Below are 17,382 nucleotides of genomic sequence, written 5' to 3' on the forward strand. Positions count from 1 at the left end.
TCGTTTTCTCACTCCATATAGCCGAGATCGGCGAGTCGATCTTCGACGCCCGACATATCCGCATCGGACTGCTCGTTCACGTATCCCGCCGCGAGTTCATCCCAGTCCGCGTACTCGATCTCATTGATGTCCCCGAGCAGGACTTCGCCGTCCGTGTTCGTATCCACAGGAATCCCGAGTGCCGCTGCGACAGTCGGTGCAATATCGTAGATTTCGGCGTGATCGTCGCAGATCAGGTCGCGGTTCGATAGGAGGATCCCATCCGGCTTGTGGTTCTTGTGAGGATAGCGCCGGAACGTATCGAGGATAGAGCCGCTCACATCGTACTGGTAGTCCCGCGGGACGAGGACGATATCCGGTGCGTCCTCAAGGTGTTTCCCTTCGTAGACGTCTTCGCGGGGGCGGACTGCCTCAAAGACCAGCTCGCCGTTGGGATCACGGACCTGCTCGAGTTTTTTGATGAGTTCGGTGCGCGTCTCCTCGTACTCCGACTGCGGAATCTGGCCGTCCGGATCGCGGTCCTGGACGTTCAGGTGTACACCGAGACTGTTGAAATACAGTTGGAACGCCTCTGAATTGGCGTGATCGACGACCTGATTCTGCGCGGCTACGAGCGCATCTTCGGGAAAAAACCGCTCGACCGCTCCTGCGAGCCCGACTGTGGAGAGACCACGGTGGACACGGTGTGGAGAAAGGCCGACTTTCGAGAGAACGTTCGCGGTGGTTCCGACTGCGCTCTCGAGTGGACTAGTGCTATTGTTCTCGTTGTCTTTCCCCTTCAGAGCATCCTTCTGCTGTCGGAAGTACTGCGCATCGCCCGTCGCCGTCTCACAATATCCCTGTTCGGCCAGCCACGAATTGACGTAAAACGTCCACTCGTAGTCGCCCATCCCGTGATCCGATGCAATGAAAACAGATGGATCGTCGCCGCCGAGTTCAATAATATCGCCGACAAACTCGTCGACCTTCTCGAGGACCTGACGAATCTCGTCTCGGTCGTCGAGATCGTGGAAGATCGAGTCGGTGACCTGGAACTGGACGGCCATCAGGTCCCAGTCGTAGCGTTCGTCGAGGAAGTAGGCCATGTCTCGGCGGTGACGGGCGACATCGACGTATTCGCTGACAGTGTCGTCGTCAGTTCCGTACTCGGGGTAGATAACGTACTCGTCGTACTCTGCTTCGTACTCCTCTCTCAGGTGTCCCGGATGGAACGATACATCTTCTTGAGCGAGATATCCAGGCACGACTGCTCCATTTTCCATCTCTGGTACTGGGTGTGTGACAGGATAGTTGATGACTACTGAGGTGAGATCATGAGGGTCAGCTGCCTCGAATAGGTACGGAGAATCGACGTCAGAGCGTTCGATGAGTCGCTTCTCATTGCCATCCCGAGTGAAGAAGTCGAAAACACCGTGCTTGCCGGGGTTTCGGCCAGAGAGGAGAGACGGCCAAGCACATGGTGTCCAAGGAGGATGAGTACTTTTGAGATCTGAAGATTCTCCACTGTCAACAAGACTACTGAGAGTTTGGAGGCTGCTATCGTTGATCCAGTTGTCGATCTCGTCCCAGTCCAGTCCGTCAAGACCAACAAGGATCGTCGGTGACTTTTCCGTCATTCCTGCGTGTCTTGTATCACTGAACGGTAAATCTCTTTATACTCTTTCGCCGCAGCCTCTCCGGAGAAATTCTCGCGAACACGTTTGTACGCTCGATCACCCAATCGTTCTGCTTGTCTACTATCCGAGAGAACCAATCGCAGTTTCTCCCCGAGTTCCGTGGGCGAACGCGGTTCTACATAGGAATGGTTCTCGCCGAGAGCCTCACGGAATGGCGGGATATCAGTGGCGACGATGGGCTTCCCATGTGCCATCGCTTCAAGCATACTGATACTAAATCCTTCCGAGATTGACGGTAGCGCAACAACATTCGCGTGGTGATAGACGGACTGGGGGTTCTTGACGAACCCGACGAATGCAACATTGTCTGCGACGCCTCGATCCTCCGCTATCTCTTGGATTACCTTTTTCGGGGCCCTTGTCCCGTCAACACCAATTTTGCACGGGGATGTTCCTCCAGAACATGTGGTAAAGCTTCGATCAGATCTTCTCGGCGCTTTTTCGGGTCGTATCGAGCAACATTCACGATAAGCTGTGCATCTCTGTCGATATCCGTCGTCCACTCAAGGTCGTTCCACGTGACAGCGCCGGTCTGTCGGACCTGCTCTACGTCAATACAGTTGTGTGCTACCTCTGTCTGCGCCCACCGTTTGTACACTGTCGGTAGCGATTGTTTCACAGCGTCAGACACGCACACGTTAGCATCTGCAAATGGACTCGTGAGAAGATCCGGCACTTTTGCCGTCATAGGCCGATTGTTATACGACGTGTGGACTGTCGAAACGACAGGTGTCTGGGTAAGTTTACCAACAACTCTCCCGATTGCACCACCTGTCACCATGTGTGTATGTATGAGATCGTAGTTATGTTTCTGCAAGTGCTGTTGGAGAGACATAACAGATTTTACCGAGAGCGGATTATCACCTAATCGGTGAACATTGATCTCGTGCTGTTCAAACTCTGGAACAAGTTCGTCCTTTCCCCCTAAATATGCTATTTCAATATTAATCTTATCGCGCAGATGTTTCGTGATATTCAGTATTACTTGTGGTGTTCCGGCAGCTCCTAGTTGTCCAGATAACATCAGTACCCGTTCCGGCTTTTGGATCATTTTGTCTGATTGTACCATGATTTAGATTTCATAGTATATCTGTAGTATACAACCCGATCTAACATTTTCGATTCGTAATGCATGAACCGCTACAAGAACCTGAGACTGATAACATTTCCGCTAATACTGACAGACTCCAGAAAATGTCGGTAAGCACATATTGTGTTGCTGGTCTATCAGGATTCGGATCCTCCTTCGGTAGCAATCAGATTTTCGCTCATTACTCAGATTGCGTAATCGGCCAGTATCTATAGATATCCTAGATCCTCTAGTTGCTGCCTACTATGCTCGGAAAGTTCGACTTGCTTCTCGCCAGTCGGATCAAGCGGCAACCCTTCATCATCTGCGATTTCAAGCAACCTCTCTGTGACTCCACTGCAGAGGTCCGTATCGTCTGAATCCTCCTCGCTTCCAACGTTAACTGTCCGGGCTTCGCCGTCGTGAGGGTCTATGAGTTTGTATTTGTTCGTCCGAACCATACGAAGTCGCCGATTAATGAGTTTTCGAACGTCCGTTTTTTCCCGGCGATTGCCGAGGCTTAAGTCCCGGTCTGGTGGATGGAGATACGTTGCACACACGTGCTCTCGCTCGCCGTCCTCATACAGCGAGTTTGAGGATACCGTCTCGTCAGGAGGGATAGTACAGTCAGCCAGTGAGAGAATTGTTGGATAGAGGTCACGAAGTTCGATAAGTGAGTCGGTTTCGGTAACGGTGTTCTCTTGGGGAGTACGGACAATCAGCGGAATCTGAACTAACGTGTCGTGAAGACCGTACTGATGGTCCATCAGCCCGTGATCGCCAATATTTTCACCGTGATCGCCGGCGACAATGACTGCAGTGTCCTTTGATAACCCCGTTTCATCAAGCGTATCGAGAATCTGTCCGAGGAGTTTATCAGTGTATACGAGCTCCGCCTTGTAGAGTCCACGGAGGGCTTCAAATTCAGCGGTTCCCATCTTAACTTCGTCGAAGAGGTATTTCCAGGGATCTTGGTTGACGGTCTTTGTCCCCCCTATATCTGAGACATACTGGGCTGCCAGTTCATCCGGTGGGTTGTATTCTAAGTGTGGTTCAAGAAAGTTGACAAAGTAGAAGAAGGGCTCAGCATCGTTGGTGTGCTTTTGAAGCCATCGTGAGGTACGAGTAGCTGTCAGCTGACCTCCCTTGTCAGATCGACCTGACAGGAATTTCGCATACAGCGTGTTAAGGATGGTCTTTGGTACGTTCCTTACAGAGAGATTGTCGACAAGAGCTAATAGTTGCTCATTGAAGCTATCTTTCCCGAAGGCAGCGGAGATGTCGTCGCCGTTCCAGAAGAGGTCCCACTTCATTGACAATGCGTCAAACCCTACGTCGAACCCAAACTCAGGGCTGATCCATGGGTTCCCAGAAATACCGACCGTTCGATAGCCACTGTCACTCAGCGCGGCTGGTAGGGGTGTCACAGATGGGTCAAACGTCGGCGAGTCGTAGTGTGCGCCGTGGTCGTGCGATCGCTGTCCCGTAAACATAGATGCGTGGGAAGGGAGTGTCCATGGTGAGGTCGAGAATACCGACGAGAAATACTCGCCAGACTCCGCTAATCGCTTCAGTGCTGGCAACTCGTCTGCTTCAATCATCTCTGAGACAATGTCAGCACGAGCAGTATCAAAAATTACAAACAAAATATTTGATCGCATATTATTGCTAGCTCTAACGGAAGTTATAAAGCTTGTGAAGATACCTGTTTAGCTCTGACAACCAGTTTAGCTCTGGGGATCTATTTAAATCTGATATTTACAGATCGAATAACCTAACAGTTCGCGTAATCTCTGCAAGAGAAAGAGTAACTTTTTAACTATCTATGCCACTGGATAGGTTATGGTTTCGGCGTCTTGGCGGCGAATTTTTCGCCTTCTTCCTCTTCTGGCAAGTTCGATCTGGTCAGTGTTTCATCCTGGACTTTGGCCGGTGCTCCCTGCGGGCTTTTTAGCGACTCTTCTTCTGCTGCTGTACGATAACGATCGACTGAGTCTGAGGAGCGTCGTGACTGAATCAATCGCGGCTGGATTAGTATACCGCGCCACAATTTGGATAGCGACTCCTTCGATGATCGGCATGGATCCCGACAAATATGCTGTCGCGATCAGTGTTGTCTCAGATGAAGGAATCGGAGCAATCTCTGATTTGGGGTTTTATGGGTCTACCCCCATCTACCATATTATTCATGTTATCGTGATGGACGTGTCTGGACTAAGTCCTGCAACGACTCTTCAATTGACCTCAACAGTTCTCTACGCGATCGTCCCTGTAGTCACAGTCGCGCATCTAACGACAGTTCTCAGCGGACACCGAGCAGCAAAACTTGGGTCCATCCTCGCAGCAGCTGGAGGGTCTACTATTGTCTATTCTACCCTTACGATACCACAAAGTACGATGCTAATTCTATGGTATCTTGTTGCATCAATCCTGATTATAGGCCAGCATAATCTATTAAGAACGCTGCTTTTGGTCATCTTCCTTGCGATTATGGCCGGTCTCCATAAGCTCGGAGCATTACTTCCCCTCGGGGGAATCACCGCAATAGCAGTAATTTATCTCATCGGCATCATACGTGACAGTCGTGCGCTAACTATGCGTCATCTGGGCCACTATTTCCTCATTTCGGGCCTGATATTTGGAGTTCAAATGGTATGGTTGACAGCTTGGATTAAAGGTACCATCGCAAAACTTATCTATATTGTATCTGGTAGCACAATCGAACCAACAGTTGATACACCTGCGGCAACAACAATTGACGGATTAGATAGCCTCATTTTTGAGCATGGATCCTGGATGGTTTTAATGTTGGCTGCAGGAATTGCGGGCATCTGGCTGTTCTATACACAATCAGACCGGAAGACTGCCGGTTTATTAGGGATTGTCGGCACGTCTACTTTAATCATCATCGGAGCTATTGCATCCCCGTTTAGTCTTTCTGTGGAACGGGCGATTGGAATTGGAGAGCCCTTTTTTATCATATTAGCAGTAATCGGCGCCGTCATTCTTTCAAAGCAGACAAACCGCTCAGTGGCACCAGTTATCGTTGCTCTATTGCTGATCACGCAACTCGTGGGTGCTGGTGCAGTCCCAGATCACCCCGTCGAAGTACAGGAATATCTCACTGATGACGAGGTTAACGCGAAGCAATGGGCGAATGCACATCTTGATCAAGAAATATACGGGAACTATTTTATCGCTCAAGAGATAACTGATTTTGAAGGTGAACGTGCCACACACAAAACGGGAGAAGGTGGAGGGTTTCCGGAGGGGTGGTCACCTGCCAGTGAGTATCTTGTAACGGGGAACCTCTCCGGAGCAGATGGATGCTTCTTCCTACGGAAAGGTCAAGACAAGGTCCAGTACAATGGATTGCATCAGCTGACATACGACCCCATCACCCGGTTGGAACATTCTAATCGGTCGGCTGTTTTCGAGAATTCAGACGTAGTAATTTACTGTTGAGTACTGATCAATGTTGACCTATATATTAAAACCTGAGGCTAAAAATCCGGTCAATTTATAGATTTAGTCATGCCCTCCATTATATCGAATATAGTTGGTGGGAACCACCTAATGATATAATAACTACATTCTGGTGTTATAGTAAATTAATAACCTACTTGACTATGCACATTTTTATAGAATCATATGAAGAACGTTATTTTAGTCACGATTGATTGTCTTCGGTATGACCGGTGTGGATTTAACGGGCACCATCGAAATACGACCCCTAGTTTAGATTCACTAACCGATTCGTACTTTTTCGACAATGCATACTCAACTGGGCCATATACGACGGAATCGTTCCCGGGAATATTAGCAGGGCAGCACTCTCATAATGGCGCACAATATGGAGATCATCCTGCTTGGAAAGCTCTTCCCGGTGATTCCACGACGATCGCAAGCCACCTTTCTAAGCAGTGATATCAGACAAATGCCATAATCTCTAACCCGGCACTGTCTAGATAAGAGAAACCGCAATACGGGAAGGTGATGAAGTGACGGTATCGGCTGTAAAATCATCATATTGGATCTGATATAGGGGACTCTGTTCCACGAGCAGCGACAATTCGGCTGCTTCAGCAAATTTCTCATAAGCAGTGTCAATCTCAGATTTCACCGGTAATGCTGTAGCAGGCTCTGAAACACTGCTATACGTCGGGATCGAGTAACTAGACAGTGCCACAACCTATAATCCGTATTCCTTAGCGTATGTCCTATATCGATACAAACAGTATCGGTCATCATGGCCGACAACGCGAGCGAAAACTATCACTTCGTTAGCTATTGACGAAATTGATGACCGAGAGTCTAGTTCACCGTTCTTCCTCTGGACACATTACATGGATTTGCATGCGCCTATTCATCCGGGTTCTGCATCGGAATTGGATGATATCGGGACCATCAAATCTCTGTTTTATGATGCTGGGCGAGCTGCCCGGAATCATGTTCCCTACGACCGGCTTTATGACGGGGCTCTTCGTTACGTCGATAAAAATATCGGGAAACTCATTGAACATTTAAAAGACAACAATATCTGGGGTGAAACTACGCTTATTGTTACTGGAGACCACGGAGAGGCACTTTACGACCGGCAAGGCGTATACGGTCATCCCCGGCACTATCATTATGACGAATTATTGCATGTGCCACTTTTGATCAATATTCCTGGTGAGAATGGTCGACGGATCTCTGCACCTGTTTCATTAGCTTGGCTGCACGAGCTAGTTTCTGATGCTGTTAACATTGAGCGAGGAGAATTCCCCTCTAAGAGCGGTTCTAGAGATCTATTTCAGGAACCGGCATCGAAGCCGATTGTTTCTGATACGCTTGATGAGGAAGGGCATACGGTCTCAGTGAGAGACGAGCAAACGAAATATATTGTCAATGAGCTAACCCCAGGTGGTGATATTGAATGGGATTATGCTAATGCTCACAGATCATATCTCTATAATAAGGACCGGGGAGAACGTAATCCTATAGATAGAGAATCCAATTTTCTTGAATTAGCCGAGTCTCTGGTAACATTACCATCAACTTTGCCACGAGTAGATGGCGACTTTGATGACGATGTCGAAGACCGATTGCGCGACCTAGGATATAAAATGTAATTTCTAACGGGACACGCTGGCGAAACCACCAGCGATGCTCTTGGTGAGTTCCTCAAACTCCTTTACGGCCTTGATCTGCGCGTCAAGGCCGTCTACCTTGATCGAGGATTTCTACAACAGCACTGGTCTTGAACTGCTGTACGCGTACAATTACGCCTACAGTATGCCAATTATCAAGTGGGTGAGGCGATTCAAGACGAACTCAGCAGAGGCTGAGTCGCGTGATTGAACACGAACTCGCTGGGCGGGTAATATTCCCTGTGTTCATCGACTGTGTCTACCAGCGAGGAACGATACGACGAGTATGGGGTGGCGCGTCACGGCTACGCCGTTGACGCGCCGTTCATCGACCCACTACAGGATCGAGAACACTATCGCAAGCGCTTCAGCATCGAGTCAAGCTATTGATTAGCCAAGCAGAACCTTGCTCTCACCAGTTCTCGGAATGCCGGGCTTCGGTTATTGATGTTTGTCGTGAGTTTGTTGCTGCAGAACGTCTGGCGATACCTTCATTGGATGTACGTGGCGGCGCCCCGCCGTGGGGGCGCCGCCTCTGGAAGTGGCCGTTCACGGAGTTCTATGAGATGATGGTTTGTGCTGCCTGGACAGCCCCCGGTATGCGCAGAGCAGTCCCAGCGAATCAACCACTCGACGACCGGTTCTTCCCGTAGCTGTCCCTAAATTGGGGCAGCGGTCGTGAGTGGCAACATTGTCGCGTCGGCGGTGATCCGCCGCTGACAGCGACTGACCGACGTCAGACATTACAGACGTAGATTCAGCGCCTACTGGAGGAGATCATAAGCCTCTCAATGTGATCGACTGAATATGATTCTACATCAATCCCATAATACAATTAGAGTGAATTGCTGATCATACTCTGAAGCGCTTCAACTTGTTTTTGTTTAGCTTTCTTTAGCAAGTTTTGATTGACTGAAACGGGCTCGTCCTGGATATCCTCATCGAGGACTTTCTCGAAGAGAGCTCCTCTCGGCGTATCGAACCAGAACTGTGCACGGTTTCCGTAGACAAGTGTCGGCACACAGGCGTGGATCCGATCGGAGTGTGTAACCCGCGTGTTTGCATACAAGAACAGATAATCTCGAATCGAATCGGATACGAATACGTCATCCTTGTTGAACAAGTTCCATTGAGATTTCATTTTCTTGATTTTCTGCCAGAGGTTCCCGTAGGGTTGCTCAAACGGATAATGGTCCGTATGGACTACTCTTCTATTGGACACGATCTTAGGAGTAGTTTGTTTATCGAAGGTTGCAACATCATACTCGTCGGTAGCGGTCGGCGGGTCATACCACTCATTGATGAAGAACGCACAGTCAATCCCATCATGGGCATGCGGTACGTCGTCGCTGTATGACTCGTACGCGTCCCTATCTCGAGTTATTAACCCTGCTGGCTCTACTTCATTGATAAATTGCTTGACATATCGCTGGGTTTCGCGATCGTAATCTCCACCTCCAGCTCCTAACAGAACGAGCGGGGTGTCATCCTCTACAAGCTTTTCGAATACTGGATAGTACTTTTCCAATACGTGTTCGTATAGAATACAGCCCGGGAGAACCGCTATGTCAACATCCACTAATTCACCAATGTTGACGGTATTCTGGAGTGGAGTATGGCTAGAATGTCGATACAACTCTCCATACGCCGATTCATCCCGGCCAGAAAAGACGTTCGGCAGGAGTCCTTTCGTCTTACGACCTCCAACTAAATTTGGGTGACCACTCGCTTCGATGATCTCTGCATCGGGGAATGCACGCTCGATAGCTGCCCTTGCTCCTTTATCGATAAATCCATTTCCAATATTTGCGATCCAGGTTCGCAATAGTAGAATTTGCATACGTGTCTTGAAATTCGGAAGGTAAATAACCTTTTTGACATACGCGAAGTAGTCATATTTATGGTTTAATATTTATATGTCGAATCGCTATATGTTTCCCTGTAGACTCTTAATGAGTTTTGAAACAAGTTCTCGGTCCTCGTCCGAGATGCCTCCAGTAATCCACAGCATGAGAACACCCATGCCTCCAGATATCATCCCAATAGCACTCAAAGTGATTATTTCTACTACCATATGAATGTTAGATGGAATAAAATAAGTCCGAAAGTTACGACTGTGAAACTAACTACAGACATCAGGACCGATTCAATTGAGACCACAAGAATATTGTGCATGAGGTACAGATCAATTGACTTGAGGATATTCATAGCAGTATACCCGAGAAGCGATGCTGTGGCGGCCCCTACTAACCCGTATTTGGGTATCAGCACGATATTGAGGACGAAATTGATTGAAACTGCGATAGTATTGTAGATGAGTACTGACTTTGATCGGCCGAATCCGAGCATCGCCTCCCCATTCGGTCCTGTAACTGCATTCAAAAATAGTCCAAGTCCTAAAAGGACTAACAGCGGTTTTATCTCCGCGACTTCGTACTGTTCCCCGAATAGGAATATTAGAAAATCAGGCCGAAGGGCAAGAGCAGCAAATGCGGGCGTTGTCAGCCCTAATATCCATTTTGTAGTTTGCTGGTACATTGGTGCGATGATTGCCTCGTTCCCATCAGCGAGTTGTTCAGTGAGTTTCGGATAAAGGAGAAACCCAAATGCAGACCTAAAGAGGCCGAGAAGTGAAACAATAGTAACTGCAACTTCATATATTGCTACGTGATCAGGACCCTGGTAATACGCAATGAGCATCTTATCGAGATACGATAATAATATGAATATTGAAGACGAAATTAACAACGGAAGACTAAATCGATAGAGCTGAGTTATCTTTGCAGACTGAATGATCTGCGGTCGCCATCCTTCCGCCCATACAAGGTACAATCCAGCCGAGGTTGTAAATAAAGTTGAAACGAAAAATGCGACTGCTACCGACGTGCTTGTGCCGAATACAAAGACTGCAACCCCTGCTAGTATGAGCTTTAATCCTGGTCGAATAATCTTAGATATCCGCACGAAACCCTTTGAGTTCATTTCTCCCCGAAGAATCCCGCCAATCAGTTTCAAGAGAGCAAAAATTGGAATCGTACATAGAAAGATATAGAGTAACAGATCAGGAGTAGCACTCCCAAATAGCTCGTTCTTGATTGTGTCTTTGAAGAGAAGTCCAAGGAATCCAGCGATGCCTCCAAGCGCAACTACAGTAAGAATTGAGACCGTAATGTACGTATCCCGGTATTGCCCGTTCTTTTCAGCTGCGATAAACCGAACGACGCCCTGGTTCAAACCGAAGAGGCAGGGGAGAGATGCAATATTAACGAGTGAGATTCCAAGTACAACTAACCCAAATTGATCAGTAGTGAGATAGCGGGCACCGACAAGGCGAAATAAGAATCCAGAGAACATGCTCAAAACAGTGCCGAGCAAGACAAGAATACCTGCTTGACCGACATCTGCTATATCTTTTGACCCCATCTATGTTTGTCCCATATCCCTTTTCTTTAAAAACCTGTTCGCATTTGAGGCGGTTTAGAAATATGGGGTGATATCTACTAACCACGTGGCGAAACAATGATCAACTGTGTTCGTCACTGTTGACGTACTTGTCGGCGGCTACACAGTGGAGCACAGTATCAATGTTAGCGATGACAACCTCGTCGATTGTCGCCTGCGACGTGAGGTCGCCTTGGAGAAACGTTGTATCGTCGGGGATCAAGTCCTGAGTTCTGTTAGAGACCGGCATCTATAACCTCGAGACGGGCGAGCCGTACAGTTTCAATACAGTTGTCGAGATACTCAACGACGAACTCGGGACCGATATCGAGCCCGAATACGTCGAAAACCCGATTCCCGGTTCGGTGTACATCCACGACACCTGTGCCGATTCGTCGACGATGCGCAAGGCGATCGGGTGGGAACCCGAGATCGACTTCGAGGAGGGACTCCGGCGGGTCTGTGCACAGTACACCGAAGACGACGCAGCGGCCTCGTCCCAGTAATCGGCGAGGGTACTCATCTGTTGCTCCGCCACAGTTCGGTACCCCATGTTCCGTACAAGTAGATCGATTATTGCCAGCTACTGGATCGGCCATCATCGTCACATCCACCATCACTCCAGGGCCGGTGTTCGACACGAAACCTGCAGTGCGCTGCCCGCCTGGTCCGCAGCGGACTCGGGACTGGCCGCCAGCTTGAGCCCCGGAGAGCGGCGTTGGCTGGGACGGCTCGTGGTTCCCCACCGACGGCGACGTAAGCATGGCTGTGTCCCGTCACGATTGCGGTGTCCTGCTCCGTGCGATGGCGCGAGTATCGCGCTGTACGATGGCCTGAGCACTGCGCGTCACGCCCCCATTTGCTCCTATCCGTACTGTCATGACCGAGGCCGCCGAAGTGGCCGAGAGCTATGGTATCAACACGCAATCGACGATCGTACGACAGGAGCGCAGTTCGGAGCAAGCACTGTGAGTGAGACCCGCGGACTGCACAAACGGTATATAAATCGTTTCAGTTGGTATTCTAGACTAGTCCCGTCACCGTGAGAGCGAGGGAATCGGAACGAGCTCGGTTCTGGGGAGCGGTGGACACCAACTGTTCGGGATCCCATCAGGCGCGGACTCGAGAGAGAAAGGACGGAAGAGGCGAGGCGCTGGTCTGCTTTCGGGCCGACGAGCGAACCGAGGACCCCGAGACGCGAGCGTGCTCGACAGCCACGAACGTCGTCGGCTTGATCGCCGCCGCGGGCAACTCGTCGCCAATGGTGAACACGGCAGCGTCCGTAGGCGTCGAACTGGCCGAAGAATGCGGAGCGTGCCGAAACCGAAAAGCGACCGAACGTCGGCTACAGCAACCGACGGAGCGCGCGCAGCGGGAACGTGATGATTGCGATAACGAGGCTGATCGCTTCTTTGAGTATCGATCGTATTGCGTTGATCATACTCAGGATAACGGGAAAGAACGGGTTGTCGATGTGGCCTGCCGACGCAAGCGGCGGGACCGTCTGTCTTCCACCTCGAAGCGTCGAAAGCCGTAAACAGCGACCGCCCTCGGACTCATGGGGCTCACAGACGTCCCGAGACCGTAGCGTTCTCATAGGTGGCTGCTAGTCATAGTGACATGCAGAATAAGCGCGTCCTGATAACGGGTGGGGCAGGGTTTATCGGATCCAATCTGGCAAATCATCTCGCAGCAAATAACGACGTCGTCGTGATCGACGACGAGTACCTCGGCACGTCCGAGAACCTCGAGTCTGCCGTCGACTACCACAATCGGAGCGTCCTCGAGGACGATCTCCCGACGGACGTCGACGTGGTATTCCACCTCGCGGCGCTCTCCTCCTATGCGATGCACGAGGAGAACCCCACCAAGGGAGCCCGCGTCAACGTCGAGGGGTTCGTCAACGTGGTCGAGCAGGCCCGCCAGGACGGCTGTGAGACGGTCGTCTACGCGTCGACGTCCTCGATTTACGGCAGTCGTACCGAGCCCTCGCCAGTCGACATGCCGGTCGCCGTCAACACCGGCTACGAAGCCTCGAAACTCGCCCGCGAGCGCTACGGCGAGTACTTCGCCAATCACTATGATATGAACGTCGCTGGCATGCGCTTCTTCTCGGTCTATCAGGGCTACGGCGGCGCTGAAGAACACAAGGGCGAGTACGCGAACGTGATCGCCCAGTTCGCCGACGACATCGCGAACGGGGAGGCACCGGTGCTGTACGGCGATGGCACGCAGACGCGGGACTTCACCCACGTCACGGATATTGTCCGCGGACTCGAGCAGGCCGCGGACACCCAGCTCACTGGCATCTATAACCTCGGGACGGGCGAGCCGTACAGTTTCAATACGGTTGTCGAGATGCTCAACGACGAACTCGGGACCGATATCGAGCCCGAATACGTCGAAAACCCGATTCCCGATTCGGTGTACGTGCACGACACCTGCGCCGATTCGTCGACGATGCGCGAGGCGACCGGGTGGGCACCCGAGATCGACTTCGAGGAGGGACTCCGGCGGGTCTGTGCACAGTACACCGAGGCCGACGCAGTGACCTCGTCCAACCAGTAGACTGGGCGGCCCGCTCCATCATACCGTCTTTTGTGCAGCACTATTGACCCCGCCGGTACGGCTTGTTACCACCCAGGCTGGCCATGGGTATGGCAAAGTCACGGTACAGTTACTTCATCAGAGCAGACTAGTCAGCTGGTGACTCAGGACGATTCGTGACCTGTAATTCAGAGCCGAACAACGCCTCGGAGAGCGAATACCCAGTGAGGCAGGTTCCCTCACCGACGATCGACCGCTCGAGGGCCGTCTCCTCGAGCGTCACCTCCGGAAAGATCACTGCGTCCTCAACCGTCGTATCGACAAGTGTCGCACCGTCCATCACGTGAACGTTCGGCCCGACCGTCGCGTTCTCGAGTGTCGCACTGTCGGCCACGCACGATTCCCCATCGAGATGCCAGGCAACAGCATCGAGATAGCTCGCCGGCGTGCCGATATCGAACCAGGCACCCTCGAACGTATACGCGTAGGTTGGCTTCCGATCCTGTAGCCACTGGATGAACCAGCCGGGTTCGTCGGGGTTGTTCTCCCCAGCGAGATAGGTTGCCAGCAGCGAAAGCGAGTTCTGCGGGAAGGCATAGCAGGCGATCGAAACGAGCGTGCTCTTGGGATCAGCAGGTTTCTCCTGGAAGTCGACGACGCGCTCGCCCTCGAGTTCGACGAGTCCATAGGATTTCGCCTTTTCGCGTGAACCAACGTCGTAGGCGGCGAGCGTCGGTGCGTCGCGCTCCGCAAAGGTATCGATAAAGTCCGCAATGTCGAAACTGATCAGGTTATCGCCGGCGATGACCAACAGATCGTCATCGATCTCTTCTCGGTCGACGAGTTGCGCCAGTGCACCGACGACGCCGAACTTCTCGTCCTCGCCAACCGTCTCCTCGATCGAGAGCCGTGGCTTGTCGAACTCGCTGTCGGCAAGATACGCCTCGAAGTCATCAGCGAAGCGCTCGTTCGTGCTGATGTAGACGTCGTCGATCCGCGCGTCCACCTCGAGTTCGGCGAGGATCCGGTCGATCACGGTATCCTCACCGATCGGGAGAAACATCTTCGGCCGCTCTTTTGTGAGCGGCCACATCCGCGTCGCATACCCTCCTGCGAGGACAACCGCGTTCATGCCGACTCCCCCTGACAGACACACTCGAGAGAAACCGAGCTAGGGGCGGCTGTGGCAGCCGTGGTCCGATGACCGATCCTTCCTGGAGCGCTACACTGGTAGCGCCCGGTCGCGAAAATCGCGTTCATTGTTACTAGCTATCTAGAGATGACGCAATGAAAGAGATACCGATACTGCGCATCGGTCCGTGCTAGCCGACCGAGTGGCGGTATGGACTCCCGGAACGACGACGAGTGATCGGCGAGTTTGAACCCACACACCACGTTTCATCTTGCGATAGCGAGGAAACCCCGCCGTAAATGGACCCTGCGAACGTCGCATCCGGACAGACCACAGTGGCCGGTACAATGGGAAGACACTCGAGGTCACCAACGAAGCGCTCGGGCGTGCTGACGGAGCCTCGTCGATCCGTGTCTTCACCTCGAGTTCGGCGAAGATCCGGTCGGTCACGGTTTCCTCACCGATCGGGAGGCACATCTTCGGGCGCTCGTTTGTGAGCGGCCACATAAACCATACCCGCGCCTCACGTTGCAGCTTGAGGTATAAAAGCCGACGACAACAGTTTGAGTACACACCACATTTCATGTGTGTTCTACTGAACGAGTGGAGAGTACCGTCTTCGATTCTGCAGACCCATATTAGAAGGTATTTTATGGTATATTAGATTAAGATAGATTCGTATCAGGAGGAAAGCCGAGGAACGAATTGCGACTGCTTCAGCCGATCCAACTGCTCCGGTTTCCGCCCCTGAATGACTCTCTGTGTCTGTGTGGGATCCGCGAGACATATGAAACACATGAGACTCATGAAGCGGGCCTTTCTCACAAATAAGTGGAATGTGCAGAATATGGGCCGTTTCGCGCAAAGTACTCAATAAGCGCTGCTGAAAAGAGGGGGTCAGCCGCCGTCAAATGAGGTTTGGGGAGAGTTCCGTTAGCACAACCTCTCCCCACGCGGTCTACAATCATAACTTAGTCAGCAGGCACAATCTCTCGGTTTCTCGGCTTAACCGAACACGGATGGGTTCCCAACTCATGGTAGCTACTCCTACAGGACTGGGTAAGAGCGCTTCCCTCTCTCCGGTGAGCGAACCGCTACGTGTAGCCCCACTGAACCGGTGATTCGCTGCAATCAGCAGGCATGTGTATCGGTATCGTCTGACAAAGATTTTATACACCACTGTTAAATTGTGCTCTCGTCACCATGCACTCCTGCGATTATTGCGGTGAACCCGTATCAATCGTCGAAACACCTGCTGCACACCCATGTATTGACTCGGACGAACTTCCCGAGATCATCTACGAATGCCAGATAGGGCATCTGTGGACGCCGTCCCGACGCAAGGTGGGATAACTCCGAGCCCCATACCGGGATAGGAGTAATAGCGGTGTAGCCCCGCCAGTAGCCCTGTCATGCCGAGTAGGTTGCAAACCAGCAAATATCCCACCCTGCGGGACAGGAAGCCTTGGCGTCGTCGGGCTGCGCCCGACTGCTTGAGGGAGCAAAGCTCCCTCTCCGTTTACGCCAGGGAGGAGATCGCCACTAACGAGCTATTCATCGAAAAGGGACCTGCCTGTGGGAGCTACGACGTTGAACGGGTACCCCTTATTGGGTGCGGAAGTTCATTCAGATGGTTGTGGACCAATCTGAGAAGAGGTTCGATTTGGTCCCACTCTTGACCTTTGGTTATCGTGTGCTCGTCACTATCGCAATGTACGTACCCTTCACCTCAAGTTTCGGAAGATGTATGTGATACAGCGCAGCCTGCGTGTTCTCTTCCTCAAACGCAAGACCTGATACCTGGTGAAGTGGGAGTTCACTGGCATCTTGGCCCTGTTCATAGAGAGTGAAAAGTAGCCGACGCCGAATGGGGTGACTTAACGTCTCCAGTATCTCATCAGTGACTCCGTTATCAGAGTAGCCGAGCATATGTTGATAATTCTGACAAAACTCCATAAACCTTTTTGCCGTTGTCTGCGGTTCAATCGCGATTCATTCGCTTTTAATGCCGAAACCGGGACGTACCGCTGTTCTGAACCCGCTTTCTGTCTTCAGCATGCAACTCGTCAACTACCCCACCCTCCTCGAGCGAACCCGTTAGAGTGGGTGGTAAATCCGCCACTCGGCGTCACCGTTCCAGACTTCAGGGCAAATTAACTGCTGCCCATCCGCTAATGTGACGACTACACGGAACGAGAACTGGATGAGCGAACGCAAGCACTCGGCGCATAACTAGTAACGGCTTCCTGACTCTCATACCAGTCAACCCATAACAAAGGATACTCATCGGGGTGTTCGGGTTATGCCGCGATGCATCGTCGGGTGGCCGACGGACGGACGGCACTCAGTTGACAACTATGAGATGGCCAGTGATTACAGCCGAGG

At 51.4% G+C, this 17,382-nt stretch carries 12 protein-coding genes and 3 pseudogenes; 5 read left to right on the forward strand and 10 right to left on the reverse strand.

What is annotated here, in order from left to right; translation table 11 throughout:
- Nucleotides 1-8: 8 nt before the first annotated feature.
- The 3 genes from K6I40_RS02990 to K6I40_RS03000 form a co-directional block, all read right to left on the reverse strand.
- The gene (locus K6I40_RS02990) at nucleotides 9-1,616 is read right to left on the reverse strand and encodes an alkaline phosphatase family protein (RefSeq protein ID WP_222912789.1); all 1,608 of its coding nucleotides are present in this window, start codon (nucleotides 1,614-1,616) and stop codon (nucleotides 9-11) included.
- Between the two features lie 400 nt (nucleotides 1,617-2,016).
- Nucleotides 2,017-2,745: a glycosyltransferase gene (locus K6I40_RS02995; RefSeq protein WP_222912790.1), complete on the reverse strand. Its 729-nt coding sequence runs from the start codon at nucleotides 2,743-2,745 to the stop codon at nucleotides 2,017-2,019.
- Between the two features lie 230 nt (nucleotides 2,746-2,975).
- The gene (locus K6I40_RS03000) at nucleotides 2,976-4,406 is read right to left on the reverse strand and encodes a sulfatase (protein ID WP_222912791.1); all 1,431 of its coding nucleotides are present in this window, start codon (nucleotides 4,404-4,406) and stop codon (nucleotides 2,976-2,978) included.
- Between the two features lie 346 nt (nucleotides 4,407-4,752).
- Between K6I40_RS03000 and K6I40_RS03005 the strand changes: the two genes are divergently transcribed.
- The 3 genes and pseudogenes from K6I40_RS03005 to K6I40_RS03020 form a co-directional block, all read left to right on the forward strand.
- Nucleotides 4,753-6,210 carry a hypothetical protein gene (locus K6I40_RS03005; RefSeq protein ID WP_222912792.1) on the forward strand — a complete coding sequence of 486 codons (1,458 nt, stop codon included), beginning with the start codon at nucleotides 4,753-4,755 and terminating at the stop codon, nucleotides 6,208-6,210.
- An 824-nt stretch (nucleotides 6,211-7,034) separates the two neighbouring features.
- The gene (locus tag K6I40_RS03015) at nucleotides 7,035-7,859 is read left to right on the forward strand and encodes a sulfatase-like hydrolase/transferase (protein ID WP_345779369.1); all 825 of its coding nucleotides are present in this window, start codon (nucleotides 7,035-7,037) and stop codon (nucleotides 7,857-7,859) included.
- A 15-nt stretch (nucleotides 7,860-7,874) separates the two neighbouring features.
- A pseudogene (locus tag K6I40_RS03020) lies at nucleotides 7,875-8,530 on the forward strand (ISH3 family transposase); the annotation flags it as partial.
- A 182-nt stretch (nucleotides 8,531-8,712) separates the two neighbouring features.
- On the opposite strand, the gene K6I40_RS03025 reads toward K6I40_RS03020, so the two are convergent.
- The 3 genes from K6I40_RS03025 to K6I40_RS03035 all read right to left on the reverse strand — a co-directional run bounded on the left by K6I40_RS03025 (nucleotide 8,713) and on the right by K6I40_RS03035 (nucleotide 11,568).
- On the reverse strand, nucleotides 8,713-9,717 hold the full coding sequence (locus K6I40_RS03025) for a polysaccharide pyruvyl transferase family protein (RefSeq protein WP_222912794.1): 1,005 nt from the start codon (nucleotides 9,715-9,717) through the stop codon (nucleotides 8,713-8,715).
- A gap of 227 nt (nucleotides 9,718-9,944) precedes the next feature.
- Nucleotides 9,945-11,300, reverse strand: coding sequence for a flippase (locus K6I40_RS03030; RefSeq protein WP_222912795.1), 1,356 nt, complete (start codon nucleotides 11,298-11,300; stop codon nucleotides 9,945-9,947).
- A gap of 100 nt (nucleotides 11,301-11,400) precedes the next feature.
- Entirely contained in the window at nucleotides 11,401-11,568 is a 168-nt protein-coding gene (locus K6I40_RS03035; RefSeq protein ID WP_222912796.1) for a hypothetical protein, read from the reverse strand.
- Here K6I40_RS03035 and K6I40_RS03040 point away from each other — a divergent pair.
- Nucleotides 11,564-11,824: pseudogene (locus K6I40_RS03040) on the forward strand (nucleoside-diphosphate sugar epimerase); the annotation flags it as partial. The gene K6I40_RS03035 and the pseudogene K6I40_RS03040 sit on opposite strands and share 5 nt — an antisense overlap.
- Nucleotides 11,825-12,428: 604 nt before the next feature.
- Here K6I40_RS03040 and K6I40_RS03045 read toward each other — a convergent pair.
- Complete coding sequence (locus K6I40_RS03045) at nucleotides 12,429-12,590, reverse strand: hypothetical protein (RefSeq protein ID WP_222912797.1); 162 nt, start codon at nucleotides 12,588-12,590, stop codon at nucleotides 12,429-12,431.
- 73 nt (nucleotides 12,591-12,663) lie between these two features.
- Entirely contained in the window at nucleotides 12,664-12,915 is a 252-nt protein-coding gene (locus K6I40_RS03050) for a hypothetical protein (protein WP_222912798.1), read from the reverse strand.
- A gap of 23 nt (nucleotides 12,916-12,938) precedes the next feature.
- Here K6I40_RS03050 and K6I40_RS03055 point away from each other — a divergent pair, with 23 nt between their 5' ends.
- Nucleotides 12,939-13,886: an NAD-dependent epimerase/dehydratase family protein gene (locus K6I40_RS03055; protein ID WP_222912799.1), complete on the forward strand. Its 948-nt coding sequence runs from the start codon at nucleotides 12,939-12,941 to the stop codon at nucleotides 13,884-13,886.
- Between the two features lie 127 nt (nucleotides 13,887-14,013).
- Here the strand turns inward: K6I40_RS03055 and K6I40_RS03060 are convergent, their stop codons facing one another.
- On the reverse strand, nucleotides 14,014-14,997 hold the full coding sequence (locus K6I40_RS03060) for a sugar phosphate nucleotidyltransferase (RefSeq protein WP_222912800.1): 984 nt from the start codon (nucleotides 14,995-14,997) through the stop codon (nucleotides 14,014-14,016).
- A 373-nt stretch (nucleotides 14,998-15,370) separates the two neighbouring features.
- A pseudogene (locus K6I40_RS27765) lies at nucleotides 15,371-15,504 on the reverse strand (NDP-sugar synthase); the annotation flags it as partial.
- Nucleotides 15,505-17,382: the final 1,878 nt, after the last annotated feature.

This window comes from Natrinema sp. SYSU A 869 (assembly GCF_019879105.1).
Lineage (GTDB): Archaea > Halobacteriota > Halobacteria > Halobacteriales > Natrialbaceae > Natrinema.

Coding starts and splice junctions, on each gene's coding strand:
- K6I40_RS02990 (WP_222912789.1), bottom strand. CDS start 1,616: ATGACGGAAAAGTCACCGACGATCCTTGTTGGTCTTGACGGACTGGAC.
- K6I40_RS02995 (WP_222912790.1), bottom strand. CDS start 2,745: ATGGTACAATCAGACAAAATGATCCAAAAGCCGGAACGGGTACTGATG.
- K6I40_RS03000 (WP_222912791.1), bottom strand. CDS start 4,406: ATGCGATCAAATATTTTGTTTGTAATTTTTGATACTGCTCGTGCTGAC.
- K6I40_RS03025 (WP_222912794.1), bottom strand. CDS start 9,717: ATGCAAATTCTACTATTGCGAACCTGGATCGCAAATATTGGAAATGGA.
- K6I40_RS03030 (WP_222912795.1), bottom strand. CDS start 11,300: ATGGGGTCAAAAGATATAGCAGATGTCGGTCAAGCAGGTATTCTTGTC.
- K6I40_RS03035 (WP_222912796.1), bottom strand. CDS start 11,568: ATGCCGGTCTCTAACAGAACTCAGGACTTGATCCCCGACGATACAACG.
- K6I40_RS03050 (WP_222912798.1), bottom strand. CDS start 12,915: ATGAGAACGCTACGGTCTCGGGACGTCTGTGAGCCCCATGAGTCCGAG.
- K6I40_RS03055 (WP_222912799.1), top strand. CDS start 12,939: ATGCAGAATAAGCGCGTCCTGATAACGGGTGGGGCAGGGTTTATCGGA.
- K6I40_RS03060 (WP_222912800.1), bottom strand. CDS start 14,997: ATGAACGCGGTTGTCCTCGCAGGAGGGTATGCGACGCGGATGTGGCCG.